Below are 19,011 nucleotides of genomic sequence, written 5' to 3' on the forward strand. Positions count from 1 at the left end.
GAGGCTGTTTCAAAAGTTCGGGTTGTGTGATTTTATAAAATATAAATTTCAAATGAAAAAAGCTATGAAATATAGGATAAACACCTTAATTTCATAGCTTTTATTTGTTTTGTAATAAAATTTTATATAATAAAATTCTCCAAAAAAAAGAAAACCAAAAAAAACACTGGTTAATGATAAAAAAGTGTGATAAGATATTATTATTGTTTTTGAAAACAAATATACCAGTTTACTTTACGATTGTATTTATAGGGTAATTTCTATTATAGGGTTATAAAGAACATCTGTCAAGCTATTTTTAAAAAAAGTTAGTATGAATTTTCTAAAGACATTATTAGAGTAAATAAAAACATATAAATAAAGTGGATAATAAAGCATAGGAGGAATAATTATGAATACTAAGTACATATTTGTAACAGGTGGGGTAGTCTCATCTCTAGGAAAAGGAATAACAGCAGCGTCCCTTGGTAGGCTTTTAAAGAATAGAGGATTAAAGGTTTCTATTCAAAAATTTGACCCATATTTAAATGTAGATCCAGGCACCATGAGTCCATATCAACATGGAGAAGTTTTTGTTACAGATGATGGAGCAGAAACAGATTTGGATTTAGGGCATTATGAAAGATTTATTGATGAAAATTTAAGTAAGAGTAGTAATGTAACTACAGGAAAAGTCTATTGGTCAGTTATATCAAAAGAGAGAAGGGGCGATTATTTAGGTGGTACAGTACAAGTAATACCTCATATAACTAATGAGATTAAAGAAAGAGTCTATAGAGTAGCTAAAGAAAAAGATGTAGATGTGGTTATAACTGAAATTGGTGGAACGGTTGGAGATATTGAGTCACTACCATTTTTAGAGGCTATAAGACAGGTTAAATATGAAGTAGGAATAGAGAATGTTTGTTTTATACATGTTACGTTAGTGCCATATTTAAAGATGGCAGGAGAACTTAAAACTAAGCCAACTCAACATTCTGTAAAAGAACTTAGAAGCATAGGAATTCAACCAGACATTATAGTATGCCGCTCTGAGAAGGAAATATCTGATGATATGAAGGCCAAAATCGGGCTGTTCTGTAATTTAGAAGCAGACAGCGTAATTCAAAATTTGGATGCTGAGAACTTATATGAAGTACCACTTATGCTCCACAAAGAAGGCTTAGATACTCTAGTATGTAAAAAATTAAAACTAGATTGTGGTGAAATAGATAATGCTGCATGGATTTACATGGTAAATAGATTAAAAAATCTGTCCGGAAATGTAAAAATAGCACTAGTTGGAAAGTATGTAGAACTTCATGATGCGTATATTTCTGTTGTTGAGGCATTGAGCCATGGAGGGCTTTATAATGATTCTAAAGTGGAGATTAAATGGGTAAATGCAAGCGATGTAACTTCAGAAAATGTCAGCGAAATATTAGGGGATGCTGATGGTATATTGGTTCCAGGAGGATTTGGTGACAGAGGAATAGAAGGAAAAATAGAAGCTACAAGATATGCTAGAGAAAACAAAGTACCATTTTTCGGGATATGCCTTGGTATGCAATGTGCTGCTATAGAATATGCAAGAAATGTGGTAGGACTCAAAACCGCAAATAGTTCAGAACTTGATGGGGATACGAAGTATCCAGTAATAGATTTAATGCCGGATCAAAAGGATATAGATGAAAAAGGTGGCACCATGAGACTAGGATTATATCCGTGTAAATTAACAAAAGACTCTAATGCTCATGAAGCCTACAATGATGAAGTAATATATGAAAGACATAGACATAGATATGAATTTAATAATCAATACAGAAAAGCATTAACTGATGCAGGACTTTTGATTACGGGAACAAGCCCTGATGAAAGATTAGTAGAAATAGTTGAAATAAAAGATCATCCTTGGTTTGTTGGAGTTCAGTTTCATCCGGAACTTAAATCTAGACCTAATAAACCACATGCATTATTTAAAGAGTTTATTAAGGCATCATTAGAATATAAAAAATAGTATTAAAATGTATCCTATAGAGTGGACAATGAAAAAGTCTAATCTATAGGATATTTTTATAATAAAAAAATAGTGAGTTTTATAGAATCTTAGGTTTTTACATGAAGAAGCTCTATGGTGACCTTTAAATGGTAGAGGAGTAGGTACAAAGAAAATATTACCAATAATTTCAATTAAAATTAAGCAGGAATTTCATAAAATTTATAGAATTTAATCATTAAAGAATATTATTGTGAAAAATGATTTTACTTTTGATAATTGTTTTTTGAAAAATATATTTTCACAAGATAATAAAATATGGAGGTGGAATAATTGATACTCGATACGAATATTGCTATAGCTTTAAAGGATTCTAATGGTCAATATAAGGTGGAAGAACTGACAATATTTGAAATAGAGAGTATGAGGACTAAATTTCCATGTCTATATGTTAAATTGCATAAAGGAAATGAAATATTAATTGATGTTAAATGCTGCCTATGCAATGAGTATCATTCATATCATTATAATATTAATGAACTTTTAAAAACTAATATGGTCATTGGTGGATGTGAGCAATTAGCATTGCCTATATTTTTCATTGGCAAGAATGAAAAAGTTATAAAAAAAGTAAATGAACATAAACAGATTACAGAGAAGATTTATGCTATGATATAAGATAAATTAAAAAAGACACAAACCTTAGAAGAAGTCTAAATCTCCTTCTGGAATCACTAATATTGCAGCTTCGAAGAAGATGAACAGCTGTGCAGGTTATGATTTAATATAGTGGATTAAAGTTTTAAAATAGGATATACTTAAAAAAGTATATCATTTCAAAAAATTCATTGGATAGTAAATACGTTTTTAATTCCCATGATATTTATTAAATAGATATTATATATAATATACCCTTCGGAGGTGCAGATTTTTGATAAACAAAGATTTTGAAAATATGACAGTAGTTGAGCTGCGGGAACACTGCAAAGAGCTTGGTGTTAAAAACATTTCTAAACTTAAAAAGAGTGAGCTAATAGAGGAAATAAAGAAGATGACGCCAGTTTCATTGCAAAGAGACGGAGTTATTTTAAAAGAAAAGATAAGTCCTAAAATCACTTCTAAAGTTCAAGATAATATTATTATAGAAAATTCAGAGGCGCAAGTCCCAAATAATCCAATTCAAACTGAGAAAACTCCTGATAATGAAGACATTGATACTGGTTTTAAAAATCAAAATGAAAATAAAAAAGAAAAGTTACAGGAAATGATAAATGAATCAGGGTCAGCAAGAGGAGTTCTAGAAATAATTGAAAATAATAGTTATGGTTTTTTAAGAGGGCATAATTATTTATCAGGGCAGGATGATATTTATGTTTCGCCATCTCAAATTAGAAGATTTAATTTGCAAACAGGTGATGAGGTAGAAGGTAAAGTAAGAACACCTAAAGAGGGAGAAAAATTTAAAGCGCTATTGTATGTACAGGGAGTAAATGGAGAAAATCCAGATAGAGCTGTAGGTAGAAGACCTTTTGAAAAGTTAACTCCTATTTACCCAACAGAAAGGTTGACATTAGAAACCACTCCAACTGACTTGTCTTCGAGAATGATGGATATTATTTCTCCTATAGGTAAAGGTCAGAGAGGTATAATTGTAGCACAACCAAAAGCAGGAAAAACAACACTTCTTAAAAAAATCGCTAACAGTATTTCTATAAATCACCCAGAAGTAAAATTAATTGTTGTTTTAATAGATGAAAGACCGGAAGAAGTTACGGATATGCAGAGATCTATTAAAGGCGAAGTTATTTATTCAACTTTTGATGAAGAACCAGATCACCATACAAAAGTTGCTTATATGGTACTTGAAAGAGCTAAAAGAATGGTAGAACAAGGCCAAGATGTAGTTATTCTATTAGACAGTTTAACTAGACTTTCTAGAGCTTATAATTTAACTGTAACGCCTTCAGGAAGAACACTATCCGGTGGACTTGACCCTAGTGCACTTTTGATGCCAAAGAAATTTTTTGGAGCGGCTAGAAATATTGAAGAGGGTGGAAGCTTAACAATTCTTGCTACTGCATTAGTAGAAACAGGAAGTAGAATGGATGATATGATTTTTGAGGAATTTAAGGGAACAGGTAATATGGAAGTTCATTTAGATAGAAAGCTTCAAGAAAGAAGAATATTCCCAGCTATAGACATTTATAAGTCAGGAACAAGAAGAGAAGACTTATTGCTTACTAAAATTGAAATGGAAACTATATATAATTTAAGAAAGATAATGTATAGAGAAGGTAATGCTATGGGAGTAACAGAAAAACTCCTGAATTTAATATCCACCACTAAGAATAATAAGGAATTTTTAGAAATGTTAAATAAGAACTTTGAAGTATTAGCTAGATAATATAAATAAAAAAATGGAAAAGATAATTAAATCTTTTCCATTAATATATTATTCTGCGTCAGTTTCTACTTCGTTTTTTATGTTGAATTTCTTCATGAATCTGTCTACTCTTCCACCAGCATCAATATTCTTTTGCTTTCCAGTGTAGAATGGATGGCAGTTAGAACATACGTCTACTTTAAGTTCTTGTTTAGTAGATCCTGTAATAAAAGTGTTTCCACATGCACATTTAACAACTGTGTCTTTATGGTATTCTGGATGTATTCCTTCTTGCATATTTTTCACCTCTTTCAAAAAATAGATATATACCCGTATTGTCAACTACTCAAGTTTATCATATAATTGATTATTAAGTCAATAAGAATAAAATTAAATTTGACTTTATTATATAGTGTATATTTGATAAAATACATGTAGTGAGTTTTTTTATAATATTGGAGGTAAAAGTATGTATGGACCAAAAAACCATGGTTGGGTGGAAGTAATTATAGGACCTATGTATAGTGGGAAGTCTGAAGAACTTATACGTAGGATAAGAAGAACAAAAATTGCAAAACAAAAATTACAAGTTTTCAAACCGGAAATTGATAATAGATATAGCAAGGTAGACGTGGTGTCTCACTGTGGAGAGAAGGAAGAGGCTGTTCCAGTTAAGGATAGTGCAGAGTTACTGGCTCTATTACATGAAGATACACAAGTTGTTGCTATCGATGAGATTCAATTTTTTGATAAAGGTATAATTGATGTAATTACTACACTCGCTGATAATAATAAAAGAGTTATATGCGCAGGATTAGATATGGATTTTAGAGGAGAGCCTTTTGGGCCTATACCTGTACTTCTTGCTGTAGCAGAATTTGTGGATAAAATTCAGGCTATTTGCGTGGTGTGCGGTAATCCTGCCACTAGAACCCAACGTTTGATTAATGGAAAGCCAGCTAAATATGAGGATCCCATTGTATTAATTGGAGCTACAGAATCCTATGAGGCGCGTTGTAGAAAGTGCCATATTGTTCCTAGAGAAGGGGTGTAACTATGGCTAAAAATGTTAATGTCGGAGGTCAGGCAGTAATTGAAGGGGTTATGATGAGAGGGAGTAATGGCATTGCCACTGCGGTGAGAACTGCAGAAGGGGAAATTGTAGTGGAAAAGAAAAGCTATACCTCCTATACGAAAAAGAATAAATTTTTTGGATTGCCTATAATAAGAGGGTTTATTTCACTAATTGAATCCTTAGTTATAGGTGTGCAAACTTTAAATTATTCAGCTTCTTTTTTCGAAGAAGAGGGCGAAGCTTCAAAATTAGATAAATGGATAGAAAAAATATTTAAAGATAAAAGTAACGATGTAATTATGGGGTTATCCCTTGTTATTTCGCTGGTTATATCTATAGGATTATTTTTTATTTTACCAACTCTTGTAGCTAATGTTTTTAGTAAAATGGGTACAGGCACCATAGGCATGAATATTGTAGAAGGAATTATTAGAGTTTTAATATTTCTACTATATGTATATCTTATAGGGAAAATGGAAGATATTAAAAGAGTGTACCAATATCACGGTGCTGAACATAAAACTATATTTTGTTACGAAAACAATGTTGAACTAACTCCAGAAAATGCAGCTAAATTTGGAAGATTACATCCAAGATGTGGCACGAATTTTTTATTTTTAGTTATGATAGTTAGTATAATAATGTTCTCATTTACTGGTTGGAATTCAATTGGGGAGAGGATAATGTATAGGGTTATACTTCTGCCACTAATTTCAGGGGTAAGCTATGAAATTATTAAATGGATGGGAAAAAGCACGGGACCCTTAGCTAAAATCCTTTCTTATCCAGGACTTAAGTTGCAGAACTTGACTACAAGGGAACCGGATTTGTCTCAATTAGAAGTTGCGATAAAAGCTCTTAAAGTAGCGGAGGGAATTGAAGATTAATTAGAATTGTGATCAAAAAAGGCGGTGGCTAGTGATGAATATAGGAGAAATACTTCTTAAGTCCTATGGAATTTTAAAAAAAGTTGGCATTGAGAGCTATTTGATAGATTCACAACTTTTACTGGCTAAGGTTTTAAATGTGGATAAATTGTTCATAATGCTTAATAGAGATTTTAATCTTAATGGAAAGCAAGAAGAAGAATTTTCACAGCTAATCCAGCTTAGGAAAAGTAAGATGCCTATAAAATACATTCTCGGTGAATGTGAATTTATGGGTATGAATTTAATAGTAAAGCCTGGAGTATTAATACCAAGACCTGATACTGAAATTTTAGTTGAAGAAGTAATTAAGCATATAAATGAAAAAGACTATACGCAGGTTTGTGATGTTTGTAGTGGAAGTGGAGCTATTGGAATAGCTATAGCCGAATTTATTAAAGGTGTAGAGGTAATGCTTTATGATATATCTTATGATGCAATAGCTGTGGCAAAATTAAATATAGAAAGATTTGACTTAGCGAGTAGGGTCGATGAGCAGCGTAGTGATTTATTGCAAAGCGCTATAGAGCAGAATAAGAAATTTCAAGTGGTGGTCTCTAATCCTCCCTATATAAGAGAATCGGTCATACCTACTTTAATGGAGGATGTAAAAAATTATGAGCCCTATATAGCACTTAGTGGTGGGAAAGATGGGTTGGAATTTTATAGAAGAATTACCGAAGAAAGTTTGCAAGTTTTGGAAAAGGGCGGACTTTTAGCTTTTGAAATAGGATATGATCAAAGAGAAGAAGTTCAGGACATTCTTTTAAAATCAGGATTTAAGAGCATAGAATGTATTAAAGATTTATCTGGAAATGATAGAGTTATTAAAGGCATCTTAATGGAGTAGGACACTTTAGTGGGTAATGGCATCTTGTGAATTAGATAAGCAAAGTAGAGTAAGTATATAGTTATGTTGGAATTGTATACTGTACATAACTATGGTATAATATTAGGATGTGAAAATATATATACGGAGTGATAAAAATGTTAGATAGGCTTGAGTTTACAGAAAGCAAATATGAAGAAATTACAATGAAAATCGGCGACCCTTTGGTTATTGCTAATCAAAAGGAATGGCAAAAACTTTGCAAAGAACACGCAGAATTGGAAGTAGTTGTTACGAAATATAGAATATATAAAAAAGCTAAAGAAGATTTAGAAACAAACAAAGAAATGCTTAAAGATGAAGCTGATAAAGACATGAAAGAGATGATTCAAGATGAAATAAAAGACTTGATTCAAATTAAGGAAACTATGCAGGAAGAATTAAGGATTTTGCTTTTGCCGAGGGACCCTAATGATGATAAAAACGTGTTTATCGAAATTAGAGCTGGAGCAGGTGGAGATGAAGCAGCATTGTTTGCAGCAAATCTATTTAGAATGTATACAAGATATGCAGAACGTAATAAATGGAAAGTTGAAGTAATGAGTGCTAATGAAACAGATATTGGCGGATTTAAAGAAGTGGTATTTATGGTAAAAGGTGATTCTACTTATAGTAAATTTAAATACGAAAGTGGAGTACACAGAGTTCAAAGGGTTCCAGACACAGAATCAAGTGGAAGAATTCATACATCTACGGCGACTGTTGCGGTGCTTCCAGAGGTTGACGATGTAGATATTGAAGTAAGTGCTAATGATTTAAGAATAGATGTGTTTAGAGCATCTGGTAATGGTGGACAGTGTGTTAATACAACAGATTCAGCAGTAAGAATGACGCATATTCCTACAGGACTTGTAGTTTCTTGCCAGGATGAGAAATCCCAGTTAAAGAACAAAGAAAAAGCTTTGAAGATATTAAAATCTAGATTGTTTGATAAGGCCGAGGCTGAAAGATCCGCAGGAATAGCTGAAGATAGAAAAAGTCAAGTGGGCACAGGAGATAGAAGTGAGAGAATAAGAACTTATAACTATCCTCAAGGCAGGGTTACAGACCATAGAATAGGCTTAACATTGTATAGATTAGAAGCTTTTCTTGATGGCGAAATAGATGAAATGATGAACACATTAATAACTGCTGACCAAGCAGAAAAGATGAAAGCCATGGGTAATAACAATTAGAAATTACTTTGTGGGAAAAACCTACTCATTTAGGTGTGGGAACTTCAGAAGCGAAAGGTGAGAGTAATGAATATAAATAAAGCCATTAGAAAGCAAAAAAAAACTTATAAAGGGTTTATGCTATCGATGTGCTTTATTTTTGTTTTATTACCTATTATGTTAATAGTGTCTAAAATTGCAAATATATACTTTATAATATATTTAATTTTTAATGAGCTACTTATTGTTATTGTTATTATTCTTAGATTTGATGAAGAATATATTGATTTCAAGTTGGAAGGGTATAAAATAAGCATATGGTGTGGATTTGCCAAAGATAAATTTATTATTATATGCAAAAAAGTTGTCTTTGTTCATACTGAAAATCAAGGCATGGACTTAGAAATTATTATAATAACAAAATCTAAATTTAGAAATGAAAAAATTCATCCCCTAGATATAAAATTTTTAAAAAAATACCCCTATGTAGCACAGATGTATAGGAAAATTAAAATTGAAAATCCGGAAGAAACATATTTCTATTTTATAATTAAACATGGTGGATTTAGAAAATATGTCTTATTGGATGACGTGTATAGATCTTGCGTCGGTGCAATATTTTCAGGTGATGCTATAGAAAAAATTAAAGAATATAGAGAATACTGCATAAAGCCCCATTGATGGAATAAAATTACATATAGAGAAATAAGTATAGTGTATAAAAGTTTCTATACTTTATTTTCATATGGAATTGTAATTAAGAAGTGGGGGTATAAATTTGAATAGTAAGATTGTTTTGATAATCATATTTTCTGGAGTAATAGCTTTGATTGGTACTATGATAGGGGCGTTTTTAGGTGTTCTTATAAAGAAACCTTCAAGAAAGTTCCTAGGAAATATTATAGGATTTGCATCAGGACTTATGCTTTCTATTGTGGTTTTTGAACTCATACCAGAAGCTACAGAAAAGACAGGACTTCTAGGAACCTTATTGTTTTTAAGTCTAGGTATTATTATTGTTGTAATAATAGACAAAATAAGCAATTTAAGCGGTAATTCAAATTCCCAATATACAAAGGTGGCGTTTATGGTTGCAGTTGGAATAATGCTACATAATTTTCCTGAAGGTCTAATAATGGGATTTGGGTTTGTTAATGGAGAAAATTTAGGGCTTAAAATGAGTATGATAATTGCAATACATGATGTGCCTGAAGGTTTAGCCGTTGCAGCGCCTCTAATGCTTTCGGGGACAAAAAGCGGAAAAATATTGTTTTATGCATTTTTAACAGCGCTGCCTACTGCAGTTGGTGCCTGGATAGGGATGTATATTGGGAGCATATCCGTAAATATATTAGGTAGTTCCTTAGCATTTGCCTCAGGTGTTATGTTATATGTTATTTACGGAGAGATGCTTCCACAGTCGAAGAAGCTTTGGCCGGGAATTACAAATACATTGGGAATACTTTTGGGGATAATAGTGGGGTTAATAATGACTAATGTGATTTAAGATGATTTAACGACATTTCAGATGATGATTTAATTGAGAGGTGTAAGGATGAAAACGAAGATAGTAATAATGGATGAAAATAATATAAAGCAAAATATAATTGAGGAGGCAGGGCTTGTTATAGCTTGCGGTGGATTAGTTGTTTTCCCTACTGAGACAGTTTATGGTCTTGGATGCAATGCATTAGATGCACTGGCTGTAGAAAAGATTTTCAAGGCTAAGGGAAGACCACAGGATAATCCGCTTATTGTGCATGTAGCTGATTTTAATATAGAGCCTCTAGTGAAAGAAATACCCAATATTGCAAAGAGGGTTATGGATAAATATTGGCCTGGACCAATAACTTTGATTTTTAATAAGTCTGAGCTGATTCCCATGACTACAAGTGCAAATCTGGATACGGTAGGCATAAGAATGCCTTCAAATTTAATTGCCAGGAAACTCATTGAGGCAGCGGGAACACCTATTGCAGCTCCATCGGCTAATATATCCGGTAGACCTAGTCCTACTGAAGTAGAGAGTTGTATCGAGGATTTAAGTGGAAAGATAGAATACATTATAGGTGGAGATAAAAGTGAGGTAGGTCTTGAGTCAACAATAGTAGATTGTACTTGTACGCCTCTATGCATACTAAGACCAGGAGCTATAACACTTGAGATGTTAAGAGAGATAGATGAGGGAATATATATTGATAAAACCATAATGTCTAAACCGAAGAATGATTTTAAGCCTAAAGCACCTGGTATGAAGTATAGACATTATGCACCAAAAGCCCCAGTAAAAATTATATGTGGAGATTTAGAAAAAACTATTGCAAAAATCAATGAAATAGTGCAGAATAGTATGGGCAAGAAAAAAATAGGGATTATGGCAACAGATGAAACTAAGAATAAATATCCTTGTGGCACTGTTATTTCTTTAGGTAGCAGAAAACATCTAGATACTGTGGGAAGAAATCTTTTTGAAGTTTTAAGAAGTTTTGATGCTATAGATGTAGATTTAATATTGTCAGAGGCCTTTGAAGAAAAGGGAATAGGTGTTGCTATAATGAATAGGCTTAAGAAGTCAGCAGGTTTTGATATAATTTACGTATAGGTAGATAGCAGTTTTTAATTGATATCTATTCTAGAGGAATATGAGGAGGAACTATGGATATATTGTATATGTGTAATGAAAAAATGCGAAAAAGCTATATTATAGAAGCTATTTGCAACAAAATATTTACTATAAATAATATTGGACCATATGTTGTCTATATTCCAATGTATTCAAAGTTTTTTGACGGATTAAAAAATAATGCATTCTTATTATGGGATAATACAAAGAAGATAATGGTATTTAAATAGTTTATTTAAATGCTGATATCTTCTTTTTTTGTAATATAACATATTATAATAAGAAAATAGATCTTGGAGGTGTTTTACTATGAAAATAGCATTGGGTAGTGATCATGGTGGTTTAAATTTAAAAAAACATATAATCCTGCATCTGGAGAGTAAAAACATTGAGGTAACAGACTTAGGTACTTACACTGAGGATTCTTGTGATTATCCAGACTATGCATTAAAAGTTGCAAATGGAGTAGTAGAAGAGCAGTTTGAACTAGGTATATTAATATGTGGAACAGGAATAGGAATAGGAATAGCGGCTAATAAAGTACCTGGAATAAGGGCTGCACTATGCCATGACACTTTTAGCGCTCATGCTTCAAGAGAGCATAATAATGCCAACATACTTACTCTTGGTGAAAGGGTTATTGGTGTAGGGTTAGCCTTAGATATCGTAGATGCTTTTATCAATGCTAAATTTCAAGGAGAAAGACACCAAAAAAGAATTAATAAAATTACTGAAATTGAGAAAAAATATTCTAAATAAACAGTAAAATATAAACATTTAAAATAAACATTAAATAATTGGAGGCAATATATATGAGTAAAGTAACACAAATAACACATCCACTTATACAACACAAATTGGCATACATAAGAGATAAAAACACAGGTTCAAAGGATTTTAGAGATTTAGTTCAAGAAGTTGCGATGCTTATGGCTTATGAAGTTACACGTGATATACAATTAGAAGAAGTAGAAATTGAAACTCCTATTTGTATTACTAAATGTAAGGTTTTAGCTGGAAAGAAAATGGCTATAGTTCCAATACTTAGAGCAGGTCTAGGAATGGTTGATGGTATGTTGGAGATTATACCGGCAGCTAAGGTTGGACACATAGGAATGTATAGAAACGAAGAAACATTGCAACCTGTTGAGTATTTCTGTAAATTACCTCAGGATATTAATGAAAGAGATGTAATTATTACAGATCCTATGATTGCTACAGGAGGTTCTGCAATAGATGCAATTTCAGCGCTTAAGAAAAGAGGAGCCATAAATATAAAAATCATGTGTCTTATAGCTGCACCAGAGGGAATTAAAGCTATTACGGATGCACACTCAGATGTGGATATATATGTAGCTTCAATTGATGAAAAATTAAATGAAAAAGGGTATATCGTACCAGGTCTTGGCGATGCTGGAGACAGATTATTCGGAACTAAGTAGTTAATTATAATAATTTATCATTAAAAAATAAAAGCAACTTACAGAAAACTATCTGTAAGTTGCTTTTATATTTAATTAATCCAATTTATTGAAAATATCTAGTAAGTAAACCCTTAAATGCTGCACCGTGACGTGCTTCATCTTTACACATTTCATGTACTGTATCATGGATTGCATCATAGTTAAGTTTTTTAGCTAAAGTAGCTAAGTCTTTCTTACCTTGGCAAGCTCCATGTTCAGCAGCAACTCTCATTTCTAAGTTTGTCTTAGTATCTGATGTTACTACTTCTCCGAGTAATTCAGCAAATTTTGAAGCGTGATCAGCTTCTTCAAAAGCTATTCGCTTATAAGCTTCTGCAACTTCTGGGAAGCCTTCTCTATCAGCTTGACGGCTCATTGCTAAATACATACCAACTTCAGTACATTCTCCAACGAAGTTAGCTCTTAATGCTTCTACAACTTCTGGACTTGCGTCTTTAGCAACTCCAATTTTATGTTCATCTGCCCAGGACATATCATTTTCATTTTGCGCTACAAACTTATCAGTTTTTGCACCGCAAACTGGACAGACATCTGGTGCGGAATCTCCTTCGTGGACATATCCACATATTGTACAAACAAATTTTTTCATATTATTTTCCCCCTTGTAGTTGTTTTGAGTAAATAGCAATTATTAATTGTCATTTACTTCGCATTTTTTTTATATAAATAACCATTACTATAAGTAATACAATTTACTATGTAAATAGGAAATTTGAACTTGGATTACCTATAATAATAACTATACACGAACGGATAACTATTATCAAGTAAAATTTAATATTTACATGAAAAAAGTAAAATATCTTCTATATTTTTAGATTAAACTAATATATCTTCAAGGGCCTCTAAATCTTTTATTTTCACTAAACTCTTATTAAAATCTATTAAGCCATCTTCTTTCATATTAACAAACTCCCTTGAAAGGGAAGGTCTTTGAACACCTAGATGCTCAGCAAGGCTTTTTCTAGACATAGGAAGAGTAAGGGCTGTGGTTTTTTGAATTTCGTATTGAGAGAGTAAGTAATTAGAGATCTTTTGTCTTAGTGTTTCAAAAGATAGTTCTTTAATTTTTCTATTTAATAAAAGAATTTTACTAGATAGAAGTTGCATAAAATTATTCAATACTTTAGGGTAGGAGCTACACATAGCTATAATATCTTTTTTTGAAATATAAAGTATCACTGAACCTTTAGATGATACTATGGTAGCTGGGTATATATTTGTCTCTGAAAAAGCTATTGCCTCACCAAAGGTTTTTCCTATATTTAATTTTGCCAGGGTAACAACTTTGCCACTGGCATAGTGCTTTTGTACTTCAAGCTCACCCGCCATTACAATTCCTAAATAGTCGCAGATATCGCCTTCTAATGCCACTATGCAAGTGCGGCATTCATCACAGTTTTTGCAGTTATCGGAAATGGAGTAATTTACATTTTTAATTAAATTTTGCAATTCATCATAAGTTAAATCTTTAAATAAAATACAATGCTTTAAACAATCTATTAGTTTATCCATAAAATCACCCTCAAATTTTTAATTTGGTAACATGGGTTACATATTATCATAAGTAATTCTAATATAATTTGTATATACAGTCAATTAAATCATTGCTGGGTTCGATAGAACAAATGAAATTAAGTGTTATTTATTTAAATGTAATTTAAAGAAAATATATAAAAAAATTCAGGAGGCGTTAAAATGAAAAGAGATATTATTAGTATAGATGAAAATAAATGTAATGGTTGTGGAATATGTGTAAGCGGTTGTCATGAAGGTGCCATAGAGCTCGTTTGTGGCAAGGCTAAATTAATAAGCGATGAGTATTGTGATGGACTGGGGGATTGTCTACCGCAGTGTCCTACAGATGCTATTAAAATAATCCAAAGAGATGCTGCAGACTATGATCTACAGGCTGTTGAAATAAAAAAAGAGAAACATGCTGCGAAGCCTAATTTGCCTTGTGGATGTCCTGGTACAATGGAAAAGTCCATAAAAAGAAATGTTGATTTAAAGATAAAACAGATGCCTAATAAAATAGATAAGATGGCGGAAGTATCAGTATCTTCTGAATTAAATCAATGGCCAGTGCAGTTAAAGTTAGTTAATTCTAAGGCTGGATTTTTGAATGGTGCAGATATATTGATTGCAGCAGATTGCACAGCTTATGCTTATGGAAATTTTCATAAGGAGTTTATTAAGGGAAGGGTAACTTTGATAGGCTGTCCAAAGCTTGATGACAATGATTATTATAAAGAAAAAATCTGTGAAATACTGAAAAATAATGATATTAAGAGTATTACTGTAGTTAGAATGGAAGTACCTTGTTGCGCAGGTATTGTTAGTTCTGTAAAGGGAGCTATGCTTGAGGCTGGAATAATAGTACCTTATAAAGAGGTAACTATTGGTATAAGCGGAGTAATAATTTAACACTTATAGCCACTCTTTAAAACTATATTTAAGAAAGTATATATTATGAAAAATAATATATACTTTCTTTAGTTTATAGTAAATTAATATAAATACAGTATTAAACACTTTAAATTCTTGATTTTTTAGTGTAAAATGGTATAGATTGATTATTAGATTATAGATTTAGTTTTGATTTCTCATCTACATAATTAAAATATATTTATGTGAGGTATATTTATGGGAAGAATTGACAAACATAATTATTATTTAGATATATGTGAAACCATATCTGAACGAGGGACTTGTATGCGGAGAAATTTTGCAGCTATAATAGTAAAGAATGATGAAATTATGTCTACTGGATACACAGGAGCACCTAGAGGTAGAGCGAATTGTTGCGATTTAGGGGTGTGTAGAAGAGAAGAATTGAAAATTCCAAGAGGCACAAGGTATGAACTTTGTAGATCGGTACATGCAGAACAAAATGCAATTATATCAGCTCGAAGAAATGATATGATAGGGTCAACTTTGTATTTAGTTGGAAAAGAAGTTAGTAATGGTGAATTAGTTAATAATGCATCTCCTTGCTCTTTATGCAAGAGATTTATAATTAATTCGGGTATAGATAAGGTAATAATTAGAGATAGCAAAATACAGTATAAAATCGTATATGTAGAAGAATGGATAGAAAATGATGATTCACTTCAAGGTGATGGTGGATATTAATATGTCAGCACCCTAGGTGATGATTTAAACTATATTTATCAAATAAAAACACTGTTTTTGTGAAAGAAAGGTTTTTTTATGAGTAATATTTATATTTTAGCGATAATTACAGCTTTAATTTCCTTTATAATTACCCCTTTAGTTAAGAGATTTGCAATACTTGTTAATGCCATCGATATTCCTAAGGATGAAAGGCGAGTTCACAAGAAACCTGTTCCAATTATGGGAGGCCTCGCTATATATATATCTTTTGTTATAGGCGCAATTTTATATAATGGAATTTTAACAAATTATCAACTAGGTATAATTGTTGGTGCGACTATAATTGTTATGGGTGGAATGATAGATGATATTAAAGAATTAAGTCCTAAATACAAGCTTCTAATACAAATTATGGCTGCTGTATGCCTTCTAATGTCAGGTGTAAGGATATCAATTTTAACTAATCCTTTTAGAGAATTTTATCCTTATCTAAACATAGGGTGGGCTAGTATACCTGTAACGATAATATGGATTGTAGGTGTGACTAATGCTTTTAATCTAATAGATGGATTAGATGGCCTGGCAGCAGGAATAGCATTTATATCCTGTGTTACTTTAATGATAGTATCTATAATTAGTGGAAGGCTGGAGGCAGCATTTTTAACAGCTGTTTTAAGTGGAGCGATTTTAGGGTTTTTACCCTATAATTTTAATCCAGCCTCTATTTTTATGGGGGATACGGGCTCTCAATTACTAGGGTTTCTACTAGCTGCAATTTCAATTCAATGTGCTATTAAATCTGCAACAGCATTTGTTATAGCGGTACCAATCTTGGCTTTTGCATTACCCATTTATGATACCCTTTTTGCTATGATTAGAAGGAAAGCTAATGGAAAATCTATAATGCAAGCAGATAAAGGTCATTTGCACCATCGGCTTTTGGATATGGGACTCAGCCAAAAGCAAGCAGTTATTATTATGTATTTTATAAGTGCTGTGCTAGGTGGGATTGCAATTATAGCAATGCAAATGAGTAATCAAAGGGCATATTTTTTGTTAGGACTAACAGCAGTTATAACAGTTTCAGCAGCCTGGAAATATGGTATTTTCCAGCATAAAGAGTAGTTTGCATATCCTTGAATTTAATAATTATTAAATCCATGTGGTTATAGTTTAAATTGAGTTAAATTAGGAGGTCATCTGGTGGAAAATATTAAAGTTGTAGTAATATTTGGTACAAGACCTGAGGCTATAAAAATGGCACCTCTAGTTAAAGAATTAGAGAAAAATTCTCAAATGCAATGCGTGGTTTGCGTAACCGCTCAGCATAGAGAACTCTTAGATCAAGTCTTAGAACTTTTTAACATAGTGCCTCAATATGACTTAAACATAATGAAATCAAAACAAAGCTTAACAGGGATAACCTGCTCTGTACTTCAGGGGTTGGAGGAAATCTTTGAAAGTGAGAAGCCGGATATAGTGCTTGTACATGGAGATACTACCACTACATTTGCTGCATCCCTTGCAGCTTTTTACAGAAAAATACCCGTTGGGCATGTAGAAGCTGGTCTTAGAACGCATAACAAGTTTTTTCCATATCCGGAAGAAATTAATAGGAAGCTAACTGGAGCACTAGCAGATTTACATTTTGCGCCTACTACAACATCTAAAGAAAATCTATTAAGAGAAGGAGTAGACGAGAGCGCTATTTTTGTTACAGGAAATACAGTTATAGATGCTATGAAGTTTACAATTAAAGAAGAATATATTTTTGAAAATAATGAGCTAAATGCAATTGATTATAAAAATAAAAAAGTTATTATTGTTACGGCTCATAGAAGAGAAAATTGGGGAAGTGGAATTGAGAATATATGTAATGCACTGAAAATTGTTGTATGCGAAAATAAAGATGTAGAAGTATTGTATTTAGTTCATCCCAATCCAGTAGTAAAGGATATGGTAAACAGTATTTTAAAAGGTGTAGACAGAGTACATTTGCTAAGCCCTATTGACACAGGTGAAATTCACAATTTAATGAAAAAATGTTACCTAGTAATGACCGATTCGGGAGGAATTCAAGAAGAAGCTCCTCATTTAGGTAAACCGGTTTTAGTGCTTAGGGATGTTACAGAGAGAGTTGAAGCGCAGCATGCTGGTACAGTAAAGTTAGTTGGAACAGATGTGGGGGAAATTGTATCAAATGCTAATAAGCTTTTAAGAAATTCAGAGGAGTATAATCACATGAGTAGGTCAATTAATCCTTATGGTGATGGAAATGCTTCTGCTAAAATAGTAGATTCACTATTAAAGTATTTTAAGATATACTAAATATTGTTAAAATAGGTTTAATAATTTAGAAATTAAATTATTAAACCTATTTTTTTAGTATCTTACACAAATGAAAACTTTAAAAATAAAAGTTTTCAATGTTAAGAAAATCATATCGAAATACAACAATAGGAGGTGCTTAAAAGTATTATTTATCCTGATATGCGGTATTTAAAAGCCTATAGCGAGTGTAATGAGAATAATTTAATGCATATTTTTAGTGATGAATGATAAAAATATTATAAATAATAAAAATATTATAACGAAAAAATGAATTATAAAAAATATAATATTGCAATTGTTTATAAAAATAAAAAAATTAACGAAAAATTTTTATTTTTATAAGATTTTTGTAAATGTTTAACTAAATAAAAATTATAATAAAAAGTTCTTAAACGTTGCTAAACACAGTAGTATTGAAAATTTTGAACTGAATATTAAGAATATTATGAATGTTAAGCATGTTAAAAGAAATAGAATAATTGAAAAATATAATTTCAAATTATGTGAAAAGTCGTAATATATCATAATATAGATATATTCAGAGGAAAGAGGCGATTTTCTTTAAAAAACAAACTCAAATGCTCCTATACATCAAATAAATGAGAAATTCTAGGTTTTATTTATGAAAATTAGTAGACTATAATAGAATTTGTTAGTATGTGGCGAGGAGAAGGAAAAAGTGAATAGTGATTTTAAAAATATGTTTAAAAAAATTCTTATATATGATTTTTTTATTTCCTTAATTTTTACTGCGGTGATTTATTTTACAGCTAAGCCATATGCATTATTTTTTTTATTAGGGCTATTAGTAGCAGTAATAAATTTTTATGTTAATGGAATTACAGTGGAGTATTCTCTTGATAGTAAAAATGTAAAAAATACAGGCATAATAGTAATAGGGTCTTTCATTAGGGTTTTATTGGTGAGTGTTATTGGGTTTGCAATAGGCAGACACAATATGTTCAATATAATTGCATATATCTTCGGATATAGTTCACAATTTATATCTTTAGTGTGTTACGGATTAAATAATAAGAATAGTGGAGGGAAGTGA

General features: G+C 31.6%; 21 protein-coding genes. 18 read left to right on the forward strand and 3 right to left on the reverse strand.

The features are described from left to right. Positions 1-391: 391 nt before the first annotated feature. The 3 genes from G9F71_RS01835 (at position 392) to rho (ending at position 4,379) form a co-directional block, all read left to right on the forward strand. Positions 392-1,996, forward strand: coding sequence for a CTP synthase (locus tag G9F71_RS01835; protein WP_164950395.1), 1,605 nt, complete (start codon positions 392-394; stop codon positions 1,994-1,996). Between the two features lie 312 nt (positions 1,997-2,308). Next, positions 2,309-2,653 (forward strand): hypothetical protein, encoded by a 345-nt coding sequence (locus G9F71_RS01840; RefSeq protein ID WP_124997075.1) that lies wholly within the window; start codon positions 2,309-2,311, stop codon positions 2,651-2,653. A 253-nt stretch (positions 2,654-2,906) separates the two neighbouring features. Continuing rightward, complete coding sequence (rho, locus tag G9F71_RS01845) at positions 2,907-4,379, forward strand: transcription termination factor Rho (protein WP_124997077.1); 1,473 nt, start codon at positions 2,907-2,909, stop codon at positions 4,377-4,379. A gap of 48 nt (positions 4,380-4,427) precedes the next feature. On the opposite strand, the gene rpmE is transcribed toward rho, so the two are convergent. Next, positions 4,428-4,655: a 50S ribosomal protein L31 gene (gene rpmE / locus G9F71_RS01850; RefSeq protein WP_124997079.1), complete on the reverse strand. Its 228-nt coding sequence runs from the start codon at positions 4,653-4,655 to the stop codon at positions 4,428-4,430. A gap of 172 nt (positions 4,656-4,827) precedes the next feature. On the opposite strand from rpmE, the gene G9F71_RS01855 reads away from it, so the two are divergent. The 10 genes from G9F71_RS01855 to upp all read left to right on the forward strand — a co-directional run bounded on the left by G9F71_RS01855 (position 4,828) and on the right by upp (position 12,467). After that, positions 4,828-5,412, forward strand: a complete 585-nt coding sequence (locus tag G9F71_RS01855) for a thymidine kinase (protein WP_164950396.1) — start codon at positions 4,828-4,830, stop codon at positions 5,410-5,412. Positions 5,413-5,414: 2 nt separating this feature from the next. Then, a complete protein-coding gene (locus G9F71_RS01860) occupies positions 5,415-6,320 on the forward strand; it encodes a DUF1385 domain-containing protein (RefSeq protein ID WP_164950397.1) in 906 nt (301 codons plus the stop codon). Positions 6,321-6,354: 34 nt separating this feature from the next. Beyond that, positions 6,355-7,209, forward strand: a complete 855-nt coding sequence (gene prmC, locus G9F71_RS01865) for a peptide chain release factor N(5)-glutamine methyltransferase (protein WP_164950398.1) — start codon at positions 6,355-6,357, stop codon at positions 7,207-7,209. Between the two features lie 137 nt (positions 7,210-7,346). Beyond that, a complete protein-coding gene (gene prfA / locus G9F71_RS01870) occupies positions 7,347-8,423 on the forward strand; it encodes a peptide chain release factor 1 (RefSeq protein WP_164950399.1) in 1,077 nt (358 codons plus the stop codon). Between the two features lie 66 nt (positions 8,424-8,489). Continuing rightward, positions 8,490-9,083 (forward strand): hypothetical protein, encoded by a 594-nt coding sequence (locus G9F71_RS01875; protein WP_164950400.1) that lies wholly within the window; start codon positions 8,490-8,492, stop codon positions 9,081-9,083. A gap of 97 nt (positions 9,084-9,180) precedes the next feature. Beyond that, on the forward strand, positions 9,181-9,909 hold the full coding sequence (locus tag G9F71_RS01880; RefSeq protein WP_187353489.1) for a ZIP family metal transporter: 729 nt from the start codon (positions 9,181-9,183) through the stop codon (positions 9,907-9,909). 48 nt (positions 9,910-9,957) lie between these two features. Further along, complete coding sequence (locus G9F71_RS01885; RefSeq protein ID WP_164950401.1) at positions 9,958-11,004, forward strand: L-threonylcarbamoyladenylate synthase; 1,047 nt, start codon at positions 9,958-9,960, stop codon at positions 11,002-11,004. Between the two features lie 53 nt (positions 11,005-11,057). After that, positions 11,058-11,255: a hypothetical protein gene (locus tag G9F71_RS01890; protein WP_124997093.1), complete on the forward strand. Its 198-nt coding sequence runs from the start codon at positions 11,058-11,060 to the stop codon at positions 11,253-11,255. Positions 11,256-11,334: 79 nt separating this feature from the next. Beyond that, positions 11,335-11,784 (forward strand): ribose 5-phosphate isomerase B, encoded by a 450-nt coding sequence (rpiB, locus tag G9F71_RS01895; protein ID WP_164945777.1) that lies wholly within the window; start codon positions 11,335-11,337, stop codon positions 11,782-11,784. A gap of 53 nt (positions 11,785-11,837) precedes the next feature. Then, positions 11,838-12,467 (forward strand): uracil phosphoribosyltransferase, encoded by a 630-nt coding sequence (gene upp / locus G9F71_RS01900; protein WP_164945778.1) that lies wholly within the window; start codon positions 11,838-11,840, stop codon positions 12,465-12,467. An 85-nt stretch (positions 12,468-12,552) separates the two neighbouring features. Here the strand turns inward: upp and G9F71_RS01905 are convergent, their stop codons facing one another. Together G9F71_RS01905 and G9F71_RS01910 are read right to left on the reverse strand one after the other, a co-directional pair. Beyond that, positions 12,553-13,098, reverse strand: coding sequence for an NADH peroxidase (locus G9F71_RS01905; protein ID WP_164945779.1), 546 nt, complete (start codon positions 13,096-13,098; stop codon positions 12,553-12,555). A 230-nt stretch (positions 13,099-13,328) separates the two neighbouring features. Further along, the gene (locus G9F71_RS01910; protein ID WP_164950402.1) at positions 13,329-14,024 is read right to left on the reverse strand and encodes a Crp/Fnr family transcriptional regulator; all 696 of its coding nucleotides are present in this window, start codon (positions 14,022-14,024) and stop codon (positions 13,329-13,331) included. A gap of 183 nt (positions 14,025-14,207) precedes the next feature. Here G9F71_RS01910 and G9F71_RS01915 point away from each other — a divergent pair, with 183 nt between their 5' ends. From G9F71_RS01915 to G9F71_RS01935, 5 genes are all read left to right on the forward strand, one after another. Beyond that, entirely contained in the window at positions 14,208-14,936 is a 729-nt protein-coding gene (locus G9F71_RS01915) for an ATP-binding protein (RefSeq protein WP_164950403.1), read from the forward strand. Between the two features lie 219 nt (positions 14,937-15,155). Then, on the forward strand, positions 15,156-15,644 hold the full coding sequence (locus tag G9F71_RS01920; protein WP_164945782.1) for a deoxycytidylate deaminase: 489 nt from the start codon (positions 15,156-15,158) through the stop codon (positions 15,642-15,644). Positions 15,645-15,722: 78 nt separating this feature from the next. Beyond that, on the forward strand, positions 15,723-16,751 hold the full coding sequence (locus G9F71_RS01925; protein ID WP_164950404.1) for a glycosyltransferase family 4 protein: 1,029 nt from the start codon (positions 15,723-15,725) through the stop codon (positions 16,749-16,751). 78 nt (positions 16,752-16,829) lie between these two features. Further along, positions 16,830-17,954, forward strand: a complete 1,125-nt coding sequence (gene wecB, locus G9F71_RS01930; RefSeq protein WP_164950405.1) for a non-hydrolyzing UDP-N-acetylglucosamine 2-epimerase — start codon at positions 16,830-16,832, stop codon at positions 17,952-17,954. A 682-nt stretch (positions 17,955-18,636) separates the two neighbouring features. After that, positions 18,637-19,011: an ATP synthase subunit I gene (locus G9F71_RS01935; RefSeq protein WP_164950406.1), complete on the forward strand. Its 375-nt coding sequence runs from the start codon at positions 18,637-18,639 to the stop codon at positions 19,009-19,011.

Source organism: Clostridium sp. FP2 (assembly GCF_011065955.2).
Classification (GTDB): domain Bacteria; phylum Bacillota; class Clostridia; order Clostridiales; family Clostridiaceae; genus Clostridium_AD; species Clostridium_AD tagluense.